The organism is Streptomyces sp. NPDC007901, from assembly GCF_042959465.1.
Classification (GTDB): Bacteria; Actinomycetota; Actinomycetes; order Streptomycetales; family Streptomycetaceae; genus Streptomyces.
Window position 1 is genome coordinate 1 of sequence record NZ_JBIBKW010000053.1, and the last position, 18,314, is coordinate 18,314.

17 protein-coding genes and 4 pseudogenes are annotated in these 18,314 nt (G+C 67.7%); 11 read left to right on the plus strand and 10 right to left on the minus strand.

All coding sequences use genetic code 11. From position 1 onward, the window contains the following. Nucleotides 1-262 precede the first annotated feature (262 nt). Entirely contained in the window at nucleotides 263-775 is a 513-nt protein-coding gene (locus ACFZDK_RS54550) for a helix-turn-helix domain-containing protein (RefSeq protein WP_059210914.1), read from the plus strand. A gap of 210 nt (nucleotides 776-985) precedes the next feature. Next, entirely contained in the window at nucleotides 986-1,510 is a 525-nt protein-coding gene (locus tag ACFZDK_RS54555; protein WP_390986587.1) for a hypothetical protein, read from the plus strand. 149 nt (nucleotides 1,511-1,659) lie between these two features. Here the strand turns inward: ACFZDK_RS54555 and ACFZDK_RS54560 are convergent, their stop codons facing one another. From ACFZDK_RS54560 to ACFZDK_RS54570, 3 genes and pseudogenes are all read right to left on the minus strand, one after another. After that, the gene (locus ACFZDK_RS54560) at nucleotides 1,660-2,520 is read right to left on the minus strand and encodes an IS5 family transposase (protein WP_390986621.1); all 861 of its coding nucleotides are present in this window, start codon (nucleotides 2,518-2,520) and stop codon (nucleotides 1,660-1,662) included. A 70-nt stretch (nucleotides 2,521-2,590) separates the two neighbouring features. Next, nucleotides 2,591-2,860 carry a hypothetical protein gene (locus tag ACFZDK_RS54565; protein ID WP_390986623.1) on the minus strand — a complete coding sequence of 90 codons (270 nt, stop codon included), beginning with the start codon at nucleotides 2,858-2,860 and terminating at the stop codon, nucleotides 2,591-2,593. A gap of 467 nt (nucleotides 2,861-3,327) precedes the next feature. Next, nucleotides 3,328-3,738, minus strand: a pseudogene (locus tag ACFZDK_RS54570) (Type 1 glutamine amidotransferase-like domain-containing protein); the annotation flags it as partial. Nucleotides 3,739-3,942: 204 nt separating this feature from the next. On the opposite strand from ACFZDK_RS54570, the gene ACFZDK_RS54575 reads away from it, so the two are divergent. From ACFZDK_RS54575 to ACFZDK_RS54585, 3 genes are all read left to right on the plus strand, one after another. Next, nucleotides 3,943-5,313: an MATE family efflux transporter gene (locus tag ACFZDK_RS54575; protein WP_390986590.1), complete on the plus strand. Its 1,371-nt coding sequence runs from the start codon at nucleotides 3,943-3,945 to the stop codon at nucleotides 5,311-5,313. A gap of 213 nt (nucleotides 5,314-5,526) precedes the next feature. Next, nucleotides 5,527-5,979: a cytidine deaminase gene (locus ACFZDK_RS54580; RefSeq protein WP_390986593.1), complete on the plus strand. Its 453-nt coding sequence runs from the start codon at nucleotides 5,527-5,529 to the stop codon at nucleotides 5,977-5,979. A gap of 135 nt (nucleotides 5,980-6,114) precedes the next feature. Further along, complete coding sequence (locus ACFZDK_RS54585) at nucleotides 6,115-7,569, plus strand: NF041680 family putative transposase (RefSeq protein ID WP_390986595.1); 1,455 nt, start codon at nucleotides 6,115-6,117, stop codon at nucleotides 7,567-7,569. A 23-nt stretch (nucleotides 7,570-7,592) separates the two neighbouring features. Here the strand turns inward: ACFZDK_RS54585 and ACFZDK_RS54590 are convergent. The 3 genes and pseudogenes from ACFZDK_RS54590 to ACFZDK_RS54600 form a co-directional block, all read right to left on the minus strand. Beyond that, nucleotides 7,593-8,105: pseudogene (locus tag ACFZDK_RS54590) on the minus strand (transposase); the annotation flags it as partial. A 181-nt stretch (nucleotides 8,106-8,286) separates the two neighbouring features. Further along, nucleotides 8,287-9,366: a Glu/Leu/Phe/Val dehydrogenase dimerization domain-containing protein gene (locus ACFZDK_RS54595; protein ID WP_390986598.1), complete on the minus strand. Its 1,080-nt coding sequence runs from the start codon at nucleotides 9,364-9,366 to the stop codon at nucleotides 8,287-8,289. 42 nt (nucleotides 9,367-9,408) lie between these two features. After that, nucleotides 9,409-10,317, minus strand: a complete 909-nt coding sequence (locus ACFZDK_RS54600; RefSeq protein ID WP_390986600.1) for a dihydrodipicolinate synthase family protein — start codon at nucleotides 10,315-10,317, stop codon at nucleotides 9,409-9,411. Between the two features lie 223 nt (nucleotides 10,318-10,540). Here ACFZDK_RS54600 and ACFZDK_RS54605 point away from each other — a divergent pair, with 223 nt between their 5' ends. Together ACFZDK_RS54605 and ACFZDK_RS54610 are read left to right on the plus strand one after the other, a co-directional pair. Then, nucleotides 10,541-11,074 carry a hypothetical protein gene (locus ACFZDK_RS54605; RefSeq protein ID WP_390986603.1) on the plus strand — a complete coding sequence of 178 codons (534 nt, stop codon included), beginning with the start codon at nucleotides 10,541-10,543 and terminating at the stop codon, nucleotides 11,072-11,074. Next, a complete protein-coding gene (locus ACFZDK_RS54610; protein ID WP_390986606.1) occupies nucleotides 11,008-12,045 on the plus strand; it encodes a Na+/H+ antiporter NhaC family protein in 1,038 nt (345 codons plus the stop codon). The genes ACFZDK_RS54605 and ACFZDK_RS54610 overlap by 67 nt, the downstream gene beginning before the upstream one ends. On the opposite strand, the gene ACFZDK_RS54615 is transcribed toward ACFZDK_RS54610, so the two are convergent. Together ACFZDK_RS54615 and ACFZDK_RS54620 are read right to left on the minus strand one after the other, a co-directional pair. Continuing rightward, entirely contained in the window at nucleotides 12,035-12,199 is a 165-nt protein-coding gene (locus ACFZDK_RS54615; protein ID WP_390986626.1) for a hypothetical protein, read from the minus strand. The two genes, ACFZDK_RS54610 and ACFZDK_RS54615, sit on opposite strands and share 11 nt — an antisense overlap. A 94-nt stretch (nucleotides 12,200-12,293) precedes the next feature. Then, nucleotides 12,294-12,350: pseudogene (locus ACFZDK_RS54620) on the minus strand (IS630 family transposase); the annotation flags it as partial. 226 nt (nucleotides 12,351-12,576) lie between these two features. On the opposite strand from ACFZDK_RS54620, the pseudogene ACFZDK_RS54625 reads away from it, so the two are divergent. Continuing rightward, nucleotides 12,577-13,149: pseudogene (locus ACFZDK_RS54625) on the plus strand (TetR family transcriptional regulator). A gap of 359 nt (nucleotides 13,150-13,508) precedes the next feature. Here the strand turns inward: ACFZDK_RS54625 and ACFZDK_RS54630 are convergent. Further along, nucleotides 13,509-14,312, minus strand: a complete 804-nt coding sequence (locus ACFZDK_RS54630) for a hypothetical protein (RefSeq protein WP_390986609.1) — start codon at nucleotides 14,310-14,312, stop codon at nucleotides 13,509-13,511. Nucleotides 14,313-14,569: 257 nt separating this feature from the next. Here ACFZDK_RS54630 and ACFZDK_RS54635 point away from each other — a divergent pair, with 257 nt between their 5' ends. Continuing rightward, nucleotides 14,570-15,409, plus strand: a complete 840-nt coding sequence (locus ACFZDK_RS54635; protein WP_390986611.1) for an IS5 family transposase — start codon at nucleotides 14,570-14,572, stop codon at nucleotides 15,407-15,409. Here the strand turns inward: ACFZDK_RS54635 and ACFZDK_RS54640 are convergent. After that, on the minus strand, nucleotides 15,301-16,218 hold the full coding sequence (locus ACFZDK_RS54640; RefSeq protein ID WP_390986614.1) for a hypothetical protein: 918 nt from the start codon (nucleotides 16,216-16,218) through the stop codon (nucleotides 15,301-15,303). The genes ACFZDK_RS54635 and ACFZDK_RS54640 overlap by 109 nt on opposite strands. A gap of 292 nt (nucleotides 16,219-16,510) precedes the next feature. Here ACFZDK_RS54640 and ACFZDK_RS54645 point away from each other — a divergent pair, with 292 nt between their 5' ends. Both ACFZDK_RS54645 and ACFZDK_RS54650 read left to right on the plus strand, forming a co-directional pair. After that, nucleotides 16,511-16,693: a hypothetical protein gene (locus ACFZDK_RS54645; protein WP_390986617.1), complete on the plus strand. Its 183-nt coding sequence runs from the start codon at nucleotides 16,511-16,513 to the stop codon at nucleotides 16,691-16,693. Nucleotides 16,694-16,929: 236 nt separating this feature from the next. Beyond that, nucleotides 16,930-18,168, plus strand: a complete 1,239-nt coding sequence (locus ACFZDK_RS54650) for an MFS transporter (RefSeq protein WP_390986619.1) — start codon at nucleotides 16,930-16,932, stop codon at nucleotides 18,166-18,168. The last annotated feature ends 146 nt before the right edge of the window (nucleotides 18,169-18,314 follow it).

Sequence of the window (18,314 nt, forward strand, 5' to 3'; positions counted from 1 at the left end):
ACGTAAGGGCAGCCACTTCCTCGCCTTCCTCGGCCTCGCCGCAGCCCTGACCTGCTACAAGAAACTCGCAAAATTCGCCACGTGAGACATCCTCTAAGAGCGACCCCGGGAGTAAAAGTCAAAAGTCGTGAGAGGGCTCCGGACTCCATCAGTGACAGCAGGGTACGCTCGGCGCGATCGAAGCAGTCACCTGTCGTACGCTGCATTAAGTCAGAAGCCACCGCAGATTCTCGATCACGGTGCATAAGCGTATAGTGAGACCATGCCGACTCCACTTCGCGACTCCCTCACCGACCGCGACAGCTGGTACGACGTTCCCTGTTCAGGGCGCCTCGCCCTTGAGCTCGTCTCCAACCAGTCCACGTGGATTCTCCTGCGGGAGGTCTACTACGGCACGACGCATTTCACGGATCTTGCACGTCAGGCGAAGGTAAGTCAGCCCACGGCATCCGCGCGACTGACGGAAATGGTCGACGCCGGCCTTCTCAACAAGGTCTCCTACCAAGAGCGCGGCCAGCGCTCCCGTGAACGCTATGTGCTCACCGACCGCGGAAACCAGCTCATGGCAGTGTTCTTCGCCCTGATGCAGTGGGGCGACCGGCACCTGGCCCCCGACGGGGGCGCTGTACGCTTGCGCCACGCAGATTGCGGCGCGGGTGTGCGCGCTGAACTGCACTGCAATGTCGGACACACCGTCACGCCGGACGACCTCGAACTGGTGCCTGGCCCAGCCATCGCCAGCACCGAACCGCTCCAAGAGCCTGGCGCCGTCTGAGCGCCTGCGCCTTTCTGGATGTACTGGAGACTGCCTGGAGCGCTTTGAGTCGGCGTCGGTGATCGCTCGGGTCGGCGCGGCCAGGTGTCCTTGACGGAGCTGGGCCGGTGAAAGCAGCCGCAGGCGAGGGACAGGTTCTGATGGACGGATTCCTGGCCCGCACTGATTCCCAATGATGCTTGTCAATGGGCGCCGCGTAGGGTTCCGCTCATGACATCGTTGATCACTACCGTCCGCGAGCAGGACGAAGCTGCCCGTTTCCTCGCTTGGCCGGGTGATTTCGATCTGGACCGCGGCGATCATGTCGAGGAGGTCCACCTCGCCTCGGGCGCTGCGCTGGAGGGATTCGCCGGCGACGGAGCCGGGGGCACCTTCTTCTTCTGCGGCGAGGGTGGCGAGGAGCGTCCCGTTTTGTACGCAGATTCCGAAGGGCGTGCGGCACTGATTGCGCTCGGCCTGCCCGAGCTTCTGCAGCTCTTGCTGGTCGCCCCATGGTGGCGCGACTGCCAAGCGTTCACCGCGGAGGAAAGCCACAAGCTCGCGGCCGAGTACTTGGAAGACATCCCCGACCTCGTCACCCGCCGGAACCGTGCTGCCGCAGCCCTTGGCCTCGTCCTTCCTACTGAAGGGGACGTCTTGGCCCGCTTGCAGGAGGTGGCGCTCGGTATGGGAAAGGACTTCGTCCTCGTTTTCACGCCGGAGGGCGCGCCCTACGATCCTCTCTTCGAGAGCTGAAACGCGTCATGGCGCCAGACGGCAGCCGTTAGTGCCTGTGTCACATCCTCTTTCCGCAGGTCACGGTGCCCTGAAGCTGGGTGTTGATCGGTTTTGCCGTTCGGCTGAGCGTCGATGGACGCCGAACTGAACGGCAGCTGGAGGGATCGTCAGGCGGCTGCCGCGAGGGGAGTTGGAGCCGCGTCGGTTCGGCGGTTTCGTCGGGTGAGGCGGCGGGTCATGAGTGTCATGAACGCCCACTGGACGTGGGCTTCGGCGTGGGACATGAGGCGTTCGTAGTCCCGCGCGTTGCCGCGGGCCCGCATCGTCCACGAATTCGACCGTTCAACCACCCACCGCTTGGGCAACAAGACGAAGCCCTTGGCGTCCTTGGGCCGGGAGACGACCTTGACGGTGATGCCGAGGGTGGTCTGTGCCCAGGTACTGAACTCGTCTCCGCCGTAGCCGTTGTCCGCCCAGACCAGGACGATCTCGGGGTGCTCAGCATGAAGGCGGGTCAGCAGGACACGGGCCGCGTCCCGGTCCTGGACGTCGGCCGGCGTGACGAGCAGGTCGACAAGAAGGCCGTCCTGATCAACCAGGAGATGACGCTTCCGCCCATTTATGTGTTTGTTCGCGTCGTAGCCGCGCGTTGCCTTCGATACGGTTTCCGCGCCCTTGACGGACTGCGAGTCCACGATTACCCGGACCGGCCAGGGACACCGCCGACGGTGCAGCCGCAACCGCCGGCGAAGCTGGTCGAGGATGTGTCGCAGGACGCCGGCCTTCGCCCAGCGGGCGAAATACCCGAACACCGTGCGCCACGGAATGCCGAAGTCTGCGGGCAGTGCACGCCATTTCGTCCCGTTGTCGGTGATGTAGCGGATGGCGTCGATCACGCGGCGGCGGGGCCACTTCTCCGGGGCCCCGCCCTTCGGGGTCCGGCAGGCGGGGACGGGCAGGAGCCGTTCCAGGAGGGCCCATTCGAGGTCGCTGGTGTCGGAGGGGTAGCGGTAGCCGGGCAGCAGCATGGAGGGACCGGGCCGCGACCTGAAGAGGAGCCAACTGCGGGGCGGTCGCGGCCCGTTGCCTTTCTCCGGTTCACTCCAGGTTGGCGAGGAGGTGCAGGGTGGACTCGATCGCGCCCATCTGCGCCATGACCGTGCGGATGTAGGGATCGTCGGGCTTCTTCTTCTGGTGCGGCAGGAGGATCCCGGCGATGAAGTTCTCCACCCGGTGGTGGACGGACTCGAAGAACGCCCGCTCGTAGCCGATCCAGACCTCCGGCGCGTCTGGTGGACGGACTCGAAGAACGCCCGCTCGTAGCCGATCCAGACCTCCGGCGCGTCGTCCAGCATCCGGTAGCCCCACGTCTTGTCCCAGGTCACCGGAGGAAGCCCCTTCGCCGCAGCCACCATGCGCAGGTGCGCGAGCCCGGTGTGGACCTGCGCGCGGGTGCGCTCGGTGGCCGCCATCAGCTGGATGATCGTCAGGCTGGCGGGACGGGCCTCCAGCAGGGCGGACAGGATGGCTTCGGCGTGGACGTGAGCGGGAACGCCCCGCCCCATCGCTACTCGCCCGAGCCCTTCAGCAGCTTCTGAAGCTGCTCGTCCAGGTCGACCTCGCCGCGGGTGACCGCGTGCAGACCTGCCGCCCGCGAGATGTCCGGCATTGCGCCGGACCGGGCGGTGGCCGGACCTCTGATCAGCGTCTCCGACGGCACCTCCCAGGCCCGGTGACACCACCCCCCCCAGGTCATCCGTTCGACAGGGGGCAAAAGTCATGCCGGGCCCGGAGGCCAGCGGCCCTCTTGCAGGACCGCGGAAAACATAACGGGGCATCACCAAGCTCCCGGCGCTGAGTCCCACGTAGACCGTGTCAGGCAGCGACGGCAGGAGTTCAGCCAGCCCGGACTCCCGCATCCAGTGGCCCAGGTACAGCGCGTCACCATCATTGATCAGCAGGACGTCGGCCTCCTGGACCCAGGAGACCCAGCGCGCTTTGTCGATGCTGGGCAGCGCGGTGAGCTCCAGCACGCCCACCGACTTCCACCCCAGCTCGGTCATGGGGCTGGGGGATCGTCCGCTGATGAATCGCCATGGCCCGCCCGGATCGGCGTCGGGGGCCCCGTACCCCGCGGTGGGGATGCAGAGGGCACTGGACTCGGCGATCGGCTTACCCAGGAGGTCGACCAGCGCATCCTGGATGCTCGCGTTCTTGATACCGGAGTCGGTGAGGAGAAGCTTCATCATGTCCTTCAGGAGGTAACCGGCCTTGGTGGCGACCTGCCCGCCGCTGGCCGCACGCGTCAACAACCAGCCGTTCGCCAACCCGACCCTACTGAGCGCTGCTATGTGGCCTTTCACGTCGCCCTGCCGCCGCGTCGGTGGGTTCGGGGTTGTCTGGGCAACTGGTGTGCAAAGAGGCGAAGTTGAGTGGCAGGATGTGCGTGTGTGAGCGACCGCAGCGCATTCATGACCATCGCCAAGGCGGCCGCGCCGCTCTATGTGACCACCCTCGCGGCTTCGGCGGGCTCTCTCGTCGACACCGCACTCCTGGGCCGCCACGCCACCCTCTCGCTGGCCGCGTTCGCCGTGACGGTGGCCGTCTTCAGCCCGGCTACTGCCACCGTGGCGGGTGCGCTCCGCGGGGTAATGCCGTTCATCGCGCCGCACCGCAACGCCCCCGGCAACCTGTTGCCGCTGGTGCGCAGCGGTATGTGGCTGGCGTTCGCTGTGGGCGTGGTGTGCGCGGCAGCGGTGGCGGCGGTGCCGCTGCTCGGCGGAATGTTCGGAGTTCGGCCCGGCGCCCTCGCCCAGCTGGGCACATTCCCGTGGATGCTGGCGGGCAGCGTACTGCTGATCGCGGTCGGCCAGTCGGCAACCTCCGTGCTGGTCGCCCTGGGCCACTCCGCTCAGGTGATGCGGTCCGGTCTGGTGGGCACCGCGGCGTCGGTGACACTGTCGGTGCTGCTCGTCGGAGGCCCGGGGCCGCTGCCGAGCTACGGGCTGACCGGTGCGGGCCTGGCCATGCTCGCCTCCAGCCTGGTCAGTACCAGCCTCAACCAGTACGCGCTGCGCCGCCGCACGGTGCTGGCTGGCCGGCGGATACGGCCCGGCCGGCCGGATCCGCGCCAGATACTGCGTCTGGCCCGGGTGGGACTCCCACTCGGCGGAACCGTACTCGTCAAGTTCTCGGTGCTTGGAGTGCTGACCTTCGCGGCCGCCCGGATCAGCACCGACAGCGCCGCCGTGCACAGCGTGTCCGAATCGCTGGTGAACGTCATCTTCACCGCGGCGGTCGCGGTCGGTCAGGCCACGGTCCCGCTGATCGCCGAATACGCCGAGGCACGGGACGCCGTGCGCATCCGGCGCAGCGTGTGGGCCGGGATCCTGGTGGCGCTGTGCGCAGTCACCGTACTTGGGACCGTCCTGCTCATGCTGCGAGGCCCGATGGTGGGCCTGTTCACCAAGACCCCGGCACTAGAGAACCAGGTGATCCGGCTGTTGCCGCTGATCCTGGCAGTGGTGGTCACCGACGCCCTGCAAGCAGTGGCGGGCTTCGGCCTCGTCGGACTCAAACGCACCGGACCAAGTCTGGTGTCCACGGCGGTGTGGTTCGGGATCCTGGCCGCGCTGTCCGTCCCAGTCGCCGACACAGCCGGGTTGCCCGGCCTGTGGACCGCCCTGGCATGTGCGAACCTGCTCCAGGCCGTCACCAAGTTGGTGTCCTTCCTTCGCCACGCCCAGGCCGGCGCGTCCGTCCCATCGACAGCACCGGGCGGGAACGCCACCGCTGTACCAGGACCGGGGCCAGGACGCTGAACGCCTCCGGACCTTTTGAACGCCCCGGCGTTGAGACGCGTAGGCAACTCGGCGCGTCGGCCCATGACCTGCCCCACCGCACCAGCCGGTCTGTCATGTAAGGCTCAGACACAGCTTCTTAACTTGTCCTTTAACCTCCGCCGATTGGCCCGTGGATGAGTCCCCGCTCGGGCTCGTCTCTGGCTGCGGTCCGGTGGGGGTACGGTTCCGTGTGTGTCCGTTGATCAAGAACTGGTGAATGCCGCGATCGAGTTGACGCGCACTCGCTTTCCCGGGCAGGACTGGTCTGGGGCCGCTGCGTTGCGCCTCGACGACGGCGAAATCCTGACGAGCACTGCCCCGGACGTGCCGAACAGCGCCGTGAACCTGTGCCATGAGACTGGTGCCATCTGTGAAGCCTTCAAGCGAGGGCGACGTGTGGTGGCGTCGGTGTGCGTGACCGCCGCCGACGGCGATCGCGGGTACTGGATCCTGGCGCCCTGCGGTGTCTGCCAGGAGAGACTCTTCGCCTACGGTCCTGACGTGGAGGTCGCGGTCCCGGAACCTGCCGACCCGCGCCACTGGCGCACGCTGCGGCTGCGGGACGTCCAGCCTCATTGGTTCGCGCGGGTCTTCGCGGACGATGTCTGGCCTTTCGGATCCGACAGTTCGGAATCTCCGAATTGACCCGCTTCCGTGAGCCGCTCTCGAACGGCACCCCGAACTTGATCACTCGCGCGGGAATCCGCCGGACATGAACACGGCCTTCGTCCGATCATGTGCTCCGACCAAGGTGCACTGATCGAGACGAAGGCCGTGAAGGTGAGTCTGCTGCCTGACGCCGGTCCCGGGGAAGCGTTCGCGCAAGCGTCACGCTTCCGGGAGGACTTATTCGACTGCCTGACCGCGCGTGGGGACGAACTGTTCGACCTCGTTGACGCGTTGCTGTGTGCGGACGGTCCGGTGACCTCGCCGGTGGACCTGACGCTGGTGGCCGAGCACCGGCGCGGGCACGGCGCGATGTACGAGGCGCTGAACTGCGGGAACGTGGACGTGCCCCGGCTGCGGCAGGTGCTGGCCGGCCTGCCGATGCCGCAGGCCGCCGACGGCCGCCTGGTCCTGGCGGTCGACGTCAGCAACTGGCTCCGCCCCGACGCGCCGACCAGCGCGGACCGCCTGTTCTGCCACGTCTACGGTCGCAGCGGACGGTCCTCGGACCAGTTCATCCCCGGCTGGCCGTACTCCTTCGTCGCCGCCCTCGAATCGGGCCGGACGTCCTGGTGCCAGCTCCTGGACGCCGTCCGTCTCGGCCCCGAGGACGACGTCGCCGAGGTCACCGCCGCCCAGCTCCGCCGCGTGGTCGAGGACCTGATCGAGATGGGCCGCTGGCACGCCGGCGACCGCAACATCCTCATCGTCTTCGACGCCGGCTACGACGCCCCGCGCATGGCCCACCTCCTGACCGGCCTCCCGGTCGAAGTACTCGGACGGATGCGCTCCGACCGCGTCATGCGACGGCCGACGCCCACGCTCAAGGAGTACGCCCTGGCCTATCCCCAGGGCGGGCGACCGCCGAAGCACGGCAAGGAGTTCCGCTTCGCCAAGCCGGAAACCTGGGGTGAGCCGGACGCGGCCACGACGCAGGTCACCGACCGGTACGGCACCACCCACGCGATGGCCTGGGACCGCATCCACCCCCGCCTGACCACCCGCTCCGCCTGGATCGATCACACCGTCGAACTCCCCATCATCGAAGGCACGTTGATCCGCCTCCAGGTCGACCGCCTGCCCGGCGGAGGCGACCCGCTCCCGCTCTGGCTCTGGTCGTCCGCCACCGGCCTGGACAGCGACGACGTCGACGTGCACTGGCAGGCGTTTCTGCGCAGGTTCGACATCGAGCACCTCTTCAGGCTGATGAAACAGACCCTCGGCTGGACCCGTCCGAGGCTGCGAACCCCCGAGGCCGGCGAGCGCTGGACCTGGCTGATCATCGCCGCGCACACCCAGATCCGCCTCCTGCGCGGGGCAACCGCCGACCTGCGGCGGCCGTGGGAGAAGCCCGCCGAGCCCGGCCGGCTCACCCCGGCCCGAGTCCGCCGCGGGTTCAGAAACCTCCGCCCCCACCTCACCTGCCCGGCCCGTGCACCGAAACCTTCAACACCCGGACCTGGGAGGCCACTTGGCTCGAAGAACCGGCGGCCCGCCACCCGCTACGACGTGGGCAAGACCATGAAACGGCCTGAGAGCATCACCGAACGAAACCGACTCAGACCATAAAAGACAAGCTTAACGACAGAGGATCAGCTCGCAGCGAGGTGGTGCCCAGCCGGCAGGGCCGTGAAGGTTCGTTGATCACGGATGAGGGCCCACAGGACATCAAGGCGGCGGCGAGCGAGAGTGAGGACGGCCTGTTTGTGGCTCTTGCCCCCGTTCCTTTTCCGGTCGTAGAACGCTTTGGACGTGGGGCAGAAGCGGGCGGCGATCTGGGCGGAGAGGTAGAAGACCCGCAGGAGACGGCGGTGGTAGCGGTGTGGTCGGCGCATGTTGCCGTTGATCCGCCCTGAGTCCCGGGGGACCGGTGCGAGACCGGCGACTCCGGCGAGGCGCCCCGTACTGCCGAAGGCGTCCATGTCCCCTCCGGTGCATGCGATGAACTCCGCCCCGAGCAATGGGCCCATGCCGGGCATACTGACGATCACTTCCGCGTCGCGATGTTCGCGGAAGCGGGCAGCGATCTGCAGGTCGATGCCGGCGATCTCCTCGTCCAGCGCCAGTGCCGGAAGACTTCTGGCGGCGATCCCGAGAGCCAACGCTACTCAGCGGTGGCCGCGAGGGCGCCGGTCGGCAACTGTGGTGTCTCTGATGGCCCAAAGGCCAGCAAGCGCACCGGTAGCCAGTGCGCCGGGGGACCGGCGTGGCGTTCATGATTGTGCATGGGTACGCCAGCCAGTCCCGCCGGCATTGGCAGGCAGGGGCCCCGTCAGCGGGACCCGCTTATTGCGGCCTGATGGTCTCGGCGGCGGCGAGCCGCTCGCGCGCGAGGTCGTAGGCGGCGGCGAGCGTGGTGACGCCGTCCCGGTGGCTGCGCTCCAGGGCCCGGGTGGTCGTCTCCGCGATCTCGTCGAGGCGGTGATCGGCCTGCTCGGGGGTAAGGTGCCGGAGCTCGATGCCGCTGGCGTAGAGGATGCCGCCGGCGTTGGCGATGAAGTCCGGGGTCCAGATGATGTTGCGCTCGCGCAGTGAGTCGGCGACGGAGTCGGTGCTGAGCTGGTTGTTGGCCGAGCCCACGATGGCCTTGCAGCGCAGTCGCGGGACGAGCGCGGGGGTGAGGGTGCCGCCGAGCGCACAGGGGGCGAGGATGTCGACCTCGGCTTCATGGGCGGTGTCGAGGGGGATCCAGGTGGCGCCGACGGCCTCGGCCGGCTCACGCAGGGATTCGTCGATGTCAGTGGTCGAGACCGTGGCGCCCCGCTTGATGAGCTTCTCGGTGAGGGAGCGGCCGACGGCACCGAACCCGATCACGGCGACGGTGCGTCCGTCGAGGTTGGTGGTGCCCCACAGGTGCTGGGCGGTGGCCAGCAGGGCCCGCTCCACGCCACCGGCGGTGCCGTGGGTGGTGGCGGGGATGCCCTCGGGGGTGATGGTGTAGCCGCCGACGTAGGGCGTACGCATGCGCATGGTGCGCATCTCGGTCGGTCCGGTGCCCACGTCGGGAGCGACGATGTAGCGGCCACCCAGCGAGTGGACGACGTCGGCGACGTCAAGCAGCAGGCTGGTGCGGAACTGGCCGTCGACCCGCTGGGGGCCGCCGGGCAGCAGCGGGACGACCGACTTCCCGCCGCCGGTGCCGTTGTTCGAGGCAGCGGCCTTGAACGTCATGGCGCGGCTCAGCCGCAGGGCGTCGACGACTGCGGAGACGGGGGAGTCATACTTCGTCAGGCGGACGCCGCCCAGCGCCGGTCCGAGCTTGGTGTTGTGGACGGCGACGATGACGGGCTGGCCGGTGCGCTCGCCGCGGCGGATGACCACCTCCTCGTGATCGATGGTGGCGTCGAGTTCCGTGTGGGCGTTCATCTGGGATTCCTCTTTGTTGGGTCCGCTGGTGGGGTGGGTTTGTCAGAACGCTGTGAGCAGGCGTCCGTCGAAGGTGTGGAGGATCTTTGCGATCTTGTCCCGCTCGGCGGCGGACACCGTGCGTGCGGGGCGCTGGGGTGCGCCGACTGGGAACCCGAGCAGTTCGAGGCTCGCCTTGAGCGCGCCCACGAGGCCGTAAGCGAGCAGCTCGCCGAGGTGGTCGACCTCGTCCTGCAGAGCGTCGAGGCGGGTGTGTCCGGCGATGTCCTGCCTGGCGCTGACCAGCTCGGCCAGGAGCGGTGCGGCGATGTTGGACAGTGCGGCTACGGCGCCGTCCCCGCCGAGCCGGAGGGTGGCCGCGATCAGATGGTCGCGGCCCTGCAGCACGGCGAAGTCGGATGGGCGGGCCTTGAGGAAGGCCGCTACCAAGGACAGGTCCCCGCTGCTGTCCTTCACGCCCACGATCCGCGGGTGCTGTGCGACCTCACGCAGGACTTCGGCGGAGATGCCGTTCCCGGCGAACTGGGGGATGTTGTAGAGGACGACGGGCCGGGGGGCATGATCGGCGAGGGTCACGAACGCGTCGATGGTCTCGGCGTCGGCGAGCGGGAAGAAGGTCGGCGGAGTGACCACCAGGTAGTCGGCCGCCGAGTCGGCGTACTGATCGAAGGTACGCAGGGTCGCATCGACGCTTGACTGCCCGGCGCCGACGTACAGCGCGGCTCGCCCGTCCAGTTGCTTCCCTGCGACCGCGACCGCTTCTCGCTCGACATCCGCGGGGAGCCACGGGTGCTCACCGGAGGAGCCCAACACGAAGACGCCGTCGACGTGCGGAACCAGTGCGTCGATGTGGCGGGACAGTGCGTCGCCGTTCAACTCGTTGTGCGGCGTCACCGGTGTGATCACTGGGCACACCAGGCCACCGGGGCGGCCCGCTCGTGTCTTGGCCATTCCTGCTCCATTCGGATGATCAACCCGGTCGGTGAGGGGTCGACTGAGCGCAGCGTAGAGGCTGACTTAAGTATCCACAAGGCAGAGGTGGGCTGGTTGACATGGGAGTTTTCTAAAAAGATGAAGTTTTCCCTTCATCTCACTTGCGCTTTCCTATGTGAGCGCGGTTACGCTCCGCCGGACATCAGACCAGGCGTCTGCAGGGCTCTACGCAGGAGACGAGATGACCGAAACCAGATCCATTGACAGTTCGTCGGGCGCAGACACAGTGGCGGGGCCCGAGCTGGGGAGGCCGTCGCTCACGTTCCGGTTCGGCAAGGCCGGGGCTTACATAGCGCCGGTCGTTTTCATCGGCGGAGTGATCGCCTTCTTCACGGGATACGGCACCTTTGACCTCACCGTTCTCGGGGTCGTCGGCCTGATGACGTTGTTCGTGGGATCCGTGTTCGCCCGGAGCTTCTCGACCTTCTGGGAACGGGCCATCGACGGCGTCGCCTCGAAGAACTCCGCGACTCTGCTCCTTCTCCTGCTCTCGATCAGCGTCGTCTCGGCGATGATCAAGGCAAGCGGCATATCGAACGGATTCGTGTGGCTGGCCACCGAGCTGAACCTGAGCGGCGGAGCGTACGTCGCGGTCGCGTTCCGGTCGTGTGCGTCATCGCCATGGCAGCCGGCTCCTCGATCGGCACCATGTTCACGGTCTTCCCGATCCTCTACCCAGCAGGGGTGGCGGTCGGTGCGCAGCCGGTACTGCTAGCCGGCGCACTGCTCTCGGGCGCGCTGTTCGGTGACAACCTGGCCCCCATCTCGGACACCACCGTGATCTCGGCGTCCTCGCGGCGCTACCGCCGGCGTAATGGGCTGGCCGAGGTCGGTGGCGTGGTCCGGGCACGGGCCCCCTACTCGCTGAGTGCCGCGTTGGTCGCTGCGGTGCTCTTCTATCTGGCCGGGATGGGGGCCGGCAACCTGTTCGGAGGCAGCACGCACGCGGCGGCGGCCGCTGCGGGTGATCCCTCGCCGCGTGGTCTGGTCATGCTTGTCCCGGTGCTGGTGCTGCTGATTGTCGCGTTCGTCAAGCGTGATCTATTCCTGACCGCCCTGATCGGACTCGTCACGGGCACGCTGGTGGCGCTGGCCGCCGGCCTGATGTCGGTGAAGGACGTCCTGTCGGTCACCGACGGCAAGCCAACCGGCTTCCTCGTGTCGGGGGTGAGCGGGATGTTGCCGCTCATCCTGCTCGCGGTAGTCATCTTCGCGATGATCGGAGTCCTGCAGTCCGCAGGCGTCTTCGACGACGTCGTGGCGCTGATGACTCGTTCGAACCCCGGCAAGAGCCCGGTGCGCGCCGAGTTCATGATCGCCGCAGGGGCCGTGCTGACCACCTCCGCCTTCGCCGGCGTGAACGGGTCGTCAATGATCTTCTTCGGTCAGTTCGCCGACCGGATCGGAGCCGACGTCGGGCTCCATCCCTACCGGCGCGCCAACATCATGGACTGTTTCACCCTCGGGCTCGGTGTCATCTTCCCTGTCGCCAGCTCGTTTCTGCTGATCGCAAGCACCCTGACACAGGGCTATCCAGGCATCCCGTCCGTGTCCGCACCGTCGATCTTCACTACCGCCTTTTACCCGCTCTGCCTGACGCTCGTCATGGTCGCGGCCATTCTCACCGGGTGGGGCCGGCGGTACGAAGGCCCGAACGGGGCCCCGACGCGCTCGCTCACGCGGTGAGCGCTGACCCGACCGGCGACGAGAGTTTACTGACCTCGGCGTAGTAGGGTCCGTCCGGTCTGTCGAGAGCGAGGGCCGTCCCGGCGAGGAACCCTCCAAGGACGCCATGCCGGTACTGCAGCGCCTTGAGCCGCCTGCGGAGCAGAGTCTCCAACTCGCTGAGGGTGCGGGCGGCCAGGTTGGGCCGGGTTGGCCCGGCTCCGCTTGAGGTGTGCCCACAGGCACTCCACAGGGTTGAGGTCGGGCGCATACCCGGGCAGTAGGACCACAGTCAGCCAGTCCCGCTCGGCCACGAGTGCCTTCACCGCCTTGGAGACGTGGGCTCAGCCGGTGCCACACCACGATCAGCGGGGCCTTCAGCATTTGGTGGGCGCCATCAAACAGGCGGATGTAGTCCGTCTCGCCCAGCGAGCGACGCTCGCCCTTGCTGCCGGTATGCCGACGCAGCCGGTAGCACAGACGGGCGGGCAGGCCCGGCCGGAAGCACAGCAGCCCGGCCATGACCTTGCGGAGTAAAGAGGGAGGGGCCCTGTGGCGCGCTACACCAAGGAGCACAAGCAGGTGACGCGGCAGCGGATGATCGAGACGGCCGGCCAGCGGTTCAAGCTGGACGGGATCGACGGATCCGGGATCTCCACGCTCATGTCGGATGCCGGGCTGACCAATGGGGCCTTCTACGCCCACTTCGCATCCAAGGACGACCTCGTCGCGAACGTCGTAGCAGATCAACTGCGCACGTAGGTGGAGCAGTGCCGCACGCTGCGACCTGGCCGTGAAGGGCTCGAGGACCTCGTTCGTGAGCATCTTTCACCCGAACACAGGGACCACCCCGGCGTCGGCTTTCCCTCCGCCGCCCTGCTCGACGAGATCGGCCGCTGCGAGGGCGGGACCAAGCAGGCCTACCCTGACGGGGCGAAGGCGATCGTGGAGGAGATCGCCGCCCGCCTGACACCCGAGGACCCACAGTCGGCGCGCGGCAAGGCGGTCGGCCTTTTCACCATGATGGTGGGGACGTTGCAACTTTCCCGCGCGCTCTCCGACCGGAGGTTCGCTGATGAGGTTCTTGAGCAGGGCATTGAGAACGCCCTCACATTCATGCGGTGAAGTGGTGTCGGCCAATCCGCGAAAGGCTGGTCGGCGGCCGCCTGAGCCGTGCCATGCGCGAGGGTGTCCAGCCCAATAGAGAGCGACCATGCGCAACGACTCACGGTTTTCCGTAGGTTTCGTCGGGTGGGCCTATGCACTCTCGTCGGGGCCGCCACAGCAGACTCCCGCCCCCGGGGAGACACACCTGTCCGCATCACAAGGGCCGTTCCCGCGTTTAGCACCCCCTCGCCCTGCTGACGGGCTCGAAGAACCGACGCCCCCACCCCGATTGCAATTGGCGGCGGTTTCGACATTGGTACAGCCGTTGGCGCAAAGCCGTTGATCTTGGCTCTGCTGGTTGATGGCTTCCGCTCTCCTCATCGGGGAAGCTTCGCGGTGCGTTCAGGGTGAGCGGCAGTGATGTACCGCATTGCGGTCTGAGAGGAGATGCCGAACAGGCGCATCAGGTGAAGCGGATCGTCGACCTCGAACGCCTCGTCGCGGATCCGGTCCTGCCGTAGCGTCGGCATCGTGAGACCGGTGGGCCGGAAGATGGCGCTGAACGTGGTGCCAATGGGCGAGTGAGTGGTGTCTACCGCGGTCCATCGGTTGATCAGCAGATGGAGGTTGGTCGTTACCGGCCAACGGCGGCGACGTTCCCGGAGCCATGCTGAGGCGCAGCGGTAGGTGAGTTCGTCCAGGTAGATGATGTGCCGTTTGCCGAGACGCCGGACAACGAGCCGCTCACGGGACAGGTCGAGGTCGGTGAGCAGCAGGTGACGGATTTCGGTGCCGCTGAGCGCATGGACGCAGACCAGCACCATCACGAAGCGCTGGAAGTCGTCCTGCGCATAGCTGAGGACGCCGGCCAGCCGGTCCGAGGGAACGGAAGGCGGGGTCTTGTTGATCCCGGCGAAGATGAGGCCACGTGTGGGATCGCGGAAGATCACGCCCTCTTGCCGAAGGGCTCGAAAGAAATTTCGCAGGACGATGTGGATCGAGCGGGCTGGCGTCCCCTTGCGGGTAGCGATGGCCCTTTTGACATCGTCGCGGGTGATCTCGCGCAGACTCTCGATGCCGTCCGCGAGCCACCCCTGGAGGATCGGGTTGAGGACATACCAGTAGCGGGCGATGCTCCGGTAGGTGCGGCCGGTGTGCTCCCACTTGCCCTCTCCGCGCACGACCTTGATCCAGACCGAGAGTTCCTGTGCGATTGTCTTAAAGAGCGTTTTGTCCCGGCGAGGTTGTTTGGTGGCGCTTCGAGGGGTGGGCAGGGTGGTGGCTGCTGGGGGTGAGAGTGCTCAATGGGGCCTGTGCGACAGGAGACTCCGTATCTCCGCCCGTTTGAGTCGAGTTGCTCCTGTCTGATCCCAAAGCGCCCCCGGCTGACGCTGTTTGCGCCCTGGGGACGCGTCGTGCCCGACGGTACTACCGAAACATGACGCGACAGCGCCCGTACCCCGGCGACCTGTCCGATGCCCGCTGGGAGTTGATCGGCCCCACGCTCACCGCCTGGCGGGCCGAGCGCAGAGGCAAGGGCCTGGACGTCGGCCGCCCGCCCGAGCACGACCTGCGCCGCCTCATGGACGCCATCCTCTACGTCGACCGCACCGGGATCCCCTGGCGGTATCTGCCGCACGACTTCGCACCGTGGGAGACGGTCTACGGCTACTTCGCCGCCTGGCAGAAGGAAGGCATCTTCGACCAGCTCAACGGGCTGCTGCGACGCCTGGTGCGTGAAGCCGAAGGCAGGGACCCCGAGCCGAGCGCCTGCGTGCTGGACGCGCAGAGCATCAAGACCTCCGCCAACGTGCCAGTGGCCGGCCAGGGCATTGGCGCAGGCACGAAGATCGCAGGCCGCAAGCGCCCCATCGGCGTCGACACCCTCGGCCTGCTGCTGGCCGTATGGGTAACCGCGGCGAGTGTCTCCGACAACACCGGCGGCATCCACCTGCTCTCCCAGATCTCCGCCACGACCCCCGGAGTGACCAAGGCGTGGGCCGACACCGGCCACCGGACGAAAGCCATCGACCATGGCGCCCGCCTCGGAATCGACGTCGAAGTCGTCCGACGCGACCCCGTCGCCAAAGGGTTCAAGGTGATTCCCCGACGTTGGGTGGTCGAGCGGACCTTCGGATGGCTGATGCACCACCGCCGTCTCGCGCGTGACTACGAGACCCACCCCCACCGATCCGAAGCCATAATCCACGTCGCGATGATCGACCTCATAAGCCGACGACTTACCGGTGAATCCACTCCGAACTGGCGCGACACCTGAACCCCGAACCAAACAACCTCGCCGGGACAAAACGCTCTTTCAGGCAGTGCGGCGAGCTCGGCATCAAGTCGCTTCTGATACGCGTCCCGGCGGAACTCGGCATCCGGGATCAGCAGCCCTCGGGTTTCGAGGAACTGTGTAACCCGCCGTCCGCTGAACTTCCGGGGACGGTTGTCGACGAGCGCCCGGATGTCGGTCTCCAGCAGCGGGGTATCGGCGCCGAGCCAGGACACCAAGACGGTCAACGTGTGTCGGGTCTTGGTTCTGGTGACCGTGGACCACATCTCCTGCTTCATCACGCTGTCGAGGTCGGCGAGCAGCCGCTTGGCCGAGTCCGTGAGCGTCGGCAAATGGTGCTCAGCGTCGACGGCAAGGGGATCGTGATGCGTCCGGGGCATCTGCGGGAGGCGATGCGGAAGGCAGCGGAGCGGGCGACGCGTACGTTCCGCACCCGGTTGTCCGCCGGGGAGAAAACCTGCCGCAAGCGGATGGCCACCCTGGCCGTCGTCCAGGACGCGGATCCGGCTCCGCGCCGGCCGCACGACATCATCGCCCCGCCCGGCGGCCGCACCACCCGCCGCGCTCCACGCAAGGGGCCCAAGGCCCGGGAGAAGTGGCTGACCGCCTCGGTGGAACACGACGCGGACCAGGTGATCGCCGCCGCGTTCGACGAGGCACAAGCCCGTGATCCGCAGCACCGCCGGTGCTGGGTGGTCCTGGTCGACGGCGCCGAACGCCAGCTCGAGTTGATCCACGCGGAAGCGGCCTGCCGAGGCGTCAGCATCCATGTCGTCCTCGACATCGTCCACGTGATCGAGAAGTTGTGGGCGGCCTCGCGGTGTTTCCACACCGCCACCGATTCCGCGCCGAGACCTGGGGCGGGGCCAAGGTCGCGCGGATCCTGGCTGGCGACGCCCCGGGCGCCGTCACCGGTATCCGCAGCCAAGCAGACCGGCTGGGCCTACCCGCAGATCAACGGGGTGCGGCGGACCGTGCCTGCCGCTACCTGGAGAACAACGCCGCCTATCTCCACTACGACAAGGCCCTGGAGGCCGGATGGCCGATCGCCAGCGGTACTGTGGAAGGAGCGCACGTCATCTGGTGGCCGACCGTCTCGACATCACCGGCAGCCGGTGGACCGTCCCCGGAGCCGAAGCGGTCCTGGCCCTGCGGGTCCTCATCAGCAACGGCGACTTCCCGCAGTACTGGACCTTCCACACCCACAGAGAACGCGAACGCCTCTACCCCCGGCCCGGCCAGCACAACTACGAACTCCTGGCCTGACCGGCGAACTCACGCCAGAAGACCCGCACCCTGTTCGCTTCCGCGCGCCGTTCCTCTACGCTCGAAGGAGGTCATCAACTACCGCATGACATCTGCCCGGTGACGGAGTCGGCGTGGGGTGCGCGTCCCCGCTCCACGCCACTACTGGACGGCTTCAGGCGCAGCCACAGGTCGGCACATCCGGACGCCGACGACCCCGCATGGTGCGTCCCGCCGGGCAGCGAAAGGGATGCGTCGTGCCCTCGGCGTCTTTGAACTACCGGGCCCTGCTGGGCGCTCCGGGTGCCGCGGCCTTCTTCCTCCCCTCCGTTGTCGGGCGTGTGGGTATCGCCATGACGGGGATCGGCATCGTCTGGCTGGTGCACGCCCGCACCGGGTCGTATGCCGCCGCGGGTCTCGTCACCGGCGGATTCGCCGTCGCGGACGCCGTCGCCGGGCCCCAGATCGGGCGCCTTGTCGACCGGTTCGGACAGGCACGGGTGCTTCCCTGCGCGCTGGGCGCACATGCCGGGGCCGTGGCCCTGCTGCTCGCCGCCACCGTTCCGGACCTCGTCGCCGGAGTGCTCGTCGGAGCAACGCTGCCCCAGCTCAGTGCCCTGTCCGCCGCTCGCTGGTCCGCCCTGCTGTCCGGCGAACGGGCCGCCGCGCTGCCCACCGCTTTCGCCCTGGAGGCCCTCGCCAACGGCGTGTCCTACCTGGCCGGCCCTGCCCTGGTGAGCGTCCTCGGTGCGGCGGGCCACCCGGGCGCCGGGGTGCTGTTCGCCGCCGCCCTCGTCGTTGGGGGCGGGCTCGCCCTCGCCGTCCAGCGCCGCACCGTGCCGCCCCTCACCGGCCGCGCCGAACGCCGGCACGCCGGACGCACCCTGCTCAGCTCCGCATTCCTGCGGCAGGTCGCGCTCGGTCTCGCGCTCGGGGTGTTCTTCGGGGCGATGCAGGTGTCCGTCACCGCGTACGCCGTCGGACGCGGCACACCGGATAAGGCAGCACTGTTCTATTTCGCCTTCAACTGCACGAATCTGGTGGGCGGTTGGGTCTACGGAACATGGCGTGGCGGCGACTCACCCCGGCGCCACCAGGCCGCAGCCGCCGCCTTCCTCACCCTCGCGAGCCTCCCGCTGACTCTCTTCGCTGCGCCCCTCGCGGTCGGCTCCACCCTTGCCGTGGCCGGACTCATCGTGCCGGTCCTGCTGATCCTCTCCTCCGTCCTCATAGAGTCAGCGGTCCCGCGCGCCGTCCTCACCCAAGCGTTCACCTGGGGCAACTCCGCAAACGCGGCAGGAACAGCGGGCGCCGCGGCGGTCGCAGGGCGAGTGGTGGACGCTGGCGGTGCGCACGGCGGTTTCGGTGTGGCGGCGGGGGCCGCGGTGGTGATGACGGTCCTGGCGCTCGGCGGTCTGCGCGGCTCATCACCGGACTTGCCGAAGCCGTCCGCGCCCACGGAAACCACGGCGCGAACAGCTCTACCCCCAACCTGACCAGCACAATTCCCAACTTCTGGCCTGACCAGCGATCTCACTCAAGAAGAGCTAGGCTCATACAAGATTTTCGTAGCCGTTGATCGGGCCAACTGGTCCGTGGCGTCGACTCGTTGAGAGCACCATCCTGATGGTGTGTGAGGTTC